This is a genomic window from Brevundimonas sp. CURTG3B2_SDJG, assembly GCF_057364705.1.
Window position 1 is genome coordinate 1 of record NZ_JBNFOJ010000310.1, and the last position, 3,183, is coordinate 3,183.

3 protein-coding genes and 1 pseudogene are annotated in these 3,183 nt (G+C 70.0%); all 4 read right to left on the reverse strand.

Annotation, left to right across the window (positions count from 1 at the left end; all coding sequences use genetic code 11):
- Positions 1-471: pseudogene (locus AC2W7C_RS15650) on the reverse strand (tol-pal system protein); the annotation flags it as partial.
- An 84-nt stretch (positions 472-555) separates the two neighbouring features.
- On the reverse strand, positions 556-1,113 hold the full coding sequence (gene pal / locus AC2W7C_RS15655) for a peptidoglycan-associated lipoprotein Pal (RefSeq protein ID WP_486002234.1): 558 nt from the start codon (positions 1,111-1,113) through the stop codon (positions 556-558).
- 132 nt (positions 1,114-1,245) lie between these two features.
- Positions 1,246-2,619, reverse strand: a complete 1,374-nt coding sequence (gene tolB, locus AC2W7C_RS15660) for a Tol-Pal system beta propeller repeat protein TolB (RefSeq protein WP_486002232.1) — start codon at positions 2,617-2,619, stop codon at positions 1,246-1,248.
- A 156-nt stretch (positions 2,620-2,775) separates the two neighbouring features.
- A partial coding sequence (locus tag AC2W7C_RS15665) for a hypothetical protein (RefSeq protein WP_486002233.1) occupies positions 2,776-3,183 on the reverse strand: 408 nt, incomplete at its 5' end.

Consider the following 3,183-nt stretch of genomic DNA (forward strand, 5'->3'; position numbering starts at 1 on the left):
GGTCGGCGAGGTGGTGGGCACCGGACTGTTCAGCTCGTTCGCGCGCGCCGCGGCCTGCTCCATCGCCCGCACCCGGCCTTCGGCGTCGCGCACCCGGCCGCCCAGGGCGGTGTTGTCGCGCTTGGCCTCGTCCAGGGCGAAGTTCAGCTGCTCCAGGTCGCCGTTCATGCGCTGGACCGTGGCCTCCAGATCCTGCAGGCGGCGATCCATGATGCCGACGCGGCCCTGAAGCGCCACGACCTCGGGATCCGGCTCGACCAGGACCGGCTGGCCGGCGGCGTTGCGCTGGGTCACGGCGCGCTCGAGCCGGCGCACGTTGCGGTCCAGCTGGTCCAGCCGGCGCTTGTCCCACTGGATCGGCTCCATCGGCGTGGTCTGGGCCACCACCGTGGTCGTGCCGGCGATCAGCGTGATCCCCACGGCGGTGAGAAGCGCATTGCGCGAGCGAAGGGCGGAAGGGAGCTTGAACATGGTCCCGGTGGTCCCACCGATTTGAGGCTGGTTCAAGACGAAGGGGCCGACGCGGACGCCGGCCCCCTGCCCGATCTGCGTGTCCTAACGGACGGCGCCCGAGACGATGGCGGTGTGGGCGTTGCGGTTGCGGGCCCAGGATTCCTCGTTCGAGCCGGCGGCGATCGGCCGCTCCTTGCCGAAGCTGATGGTGTCGATGCGGCCGGCGTTGACGCCCCGCTCGACCAGATAGGTGCGGACCGACTCGGCGCGGCGGGCGCCGAGGGCGAGATTGTATTCCCGCGTGCCGCGTTCGTCGGCGTTGCCCTCGATGCGGATGGTCACGTTCGGATAGCGCTGCAGCCACGCCACCTGAGCGTCCAGGCGGGGATAGGCTTCCGGGCGGACCTGATAGCTGTCCAGGTCGAAATAGATGCGGTCGCCGACATTGACGACGAAGTCCTGTTCCGAGCCCGGCGCGGCCGAACCCAGGGCGCCGCCCTCGACGCCGCCGTCGGTGACGGGCGGGTACTGCGGACCCGACGGGCCGGAGGGCACCTCGTTACCGGCCCCGGTGTCGGCCGCCGGACGCGGCGTGCAGGCGGCGATCGCGGTCACGGCCATGCCCACGGCGGCCAGACGGACGAGGGTCGAGGGGTTCAGCATCGGTCGTCTCCTAGGTCGTCAGAGGGCCCACGGCCCCGCTATAGCTTTGCTTTAAAGGGTCGGTACTGTCCCGCTAGCATTTTCACCAGCCGGGTAACGCGGGAGTGAGCCGAAAGGCTCCGCTTGTGATCAGGTCGGGCAGGCGTCCGGACCGCCCGCGCCCAGGCGCGTCGGCTGGGCGTCCAGCAGGGGCGACCACGCCGGGTCGGTGCCGCGCCCGCCGTAGCCGGCCTGGTTCACGACACGTCCGGACAGATCCACGGTCCACAGCCGGGTGTCCCCGCCCGGCGACTGGCGCGCGAACATGATGTAGCGGCCGTTCGGGGCCCAGGACGGGCCTTCCTCGAAATAGCTGGACGACAGGATGCGCTCGCCCGAGCCGTCCGGCGTCATGACGCCCGTCGAGAAGCGGCCGCCGCCCTGTTTGGTGAAGGCGATCAGGTCGCCGCGCGGGCTCCAGCTGGGGGCGGTGTAGATGCCGCCGCCGCGCGAGATCGCCCGCTGGCCCGAGCCGTCGGCGCGCATCACGTACAGCCGCGCGCTGCCCGAGCGGTCCGAGGTGAAGACGATCTGGCTGTTGTCCGGGCTGAACGACGGCGAGGTGTCGATGCCCGGGTCCGAGGTCAGGCGGCGCAGCTGCCGGCTGGCGAGGTCCATCACATAGACGTCGGTGTTGCCGCCCCGGATGATCGAGAAGGCCAGTTTGGTCCCGTCGTTCGAGAAGCGCGGCGCCAGCACCTGACCGTCGAACTCGCCTAGGCTTTCGCGCCGCTCGGTCTGCAGGTTGTAGAGATAGATCCGGCTGTAATCCTTGCCGAGCGCCACATAGGTGATCTCATTCGGATCATGCAGCGAGAAGCGGGGCGACATGATGATCTCTTCGCCCTGGGTCAGGTACACGGGGTTGAACCCGTCCTGATCCGAGACGGTCAGGCGCGACAGACGGTTCAGCTGGGTGCCGCTTTCCGAGACGAAGACCACGCGGCTGTCAAAGAAGCCGGCCTCGCCGGTCATGCGCTGATAGACCAGGTCGGCGATCTTGTGGCCGACCCGGCGCCATTGCTCGGGCGTGGCGGTGAACTGATAGGCGACCAGCTGGCACTGGCGGTACGGGTCATACAGGCGGAAGCCGAAATCGTTGCGGCCGTCCGGGCGCGGAGTGACCGAGCCGTACAGCACGGCCTGCGCGCCGATCGAGGTCCACTGCGGGAAGTTGGGGGCGTTGGCCAGGGTCAGGCCGGTCTCGACGAAGCTGGCGGGATCCAGCGGCTCGAAATAGCCCGAGCGGCGCAGGTCCGAGCGGATGACGCCCGACAGGTCCGAGCCGTACTGGCCGTCGAAGCTGGCGACGGCGATCTGGTAAGGACGCAGCACGCCCTGGTCGATGATGACCTCGACCGGATCCTGGGACTGCGGCTGCCCCGCGGGCGGCGTCTGGGCCGTCACGGCCCCCGCCGTCATCGCCAGAACGGTCACGCCGGCCAGAAGTCGGTTCAGTCGCATCAGGGGCTCCCGCGAGTTCGAAACGTCCGCCGGTCCTTATCGCCAGACCGGTCGCATAAGGCCAGCATGGTCTTGATTGGGGCGACTTTCGGGCCTTGTCGGGCTTTGTCGGCGGCGATGGTCAGCCTGCCCTGCTCCGTCGGCAGGCACGTTCCGTCAGGAACGTCGGCCGGTAGCGCCCGCCCGTGAAGCCCGCGGGCACGTCGAACGGCGCCGTGGCCCGGAGCGCGCGCATCGCTTCCGCCGCCGCCGCCCGATAGATCTCGGAGTTCTGGGCGCCGACCAGGGTCGACCGTCGGTGATACGGCCGGTCGCCGAAAGGGTCACGTCCATCTGAATCCGCAGGGCGTCGCCGCCGGCCATGTCGCAGGTGATGAAGACGTTCCAGTTGTCGTAGACCTGCTCGAACATCGCCGTGACCACCGGCCCCGAGGTCTGCGAGGCCGTTCCGGTCGCTCCCCCGCCGGTCGGCGGCGGATTGGGACGGCGCGGGCCGGGACGCGGCGGGCCGGCCAGATCGTCCAGGTTCAGGCCCGGCTGCGGGCGCGGGGCGGGCGGACGCGG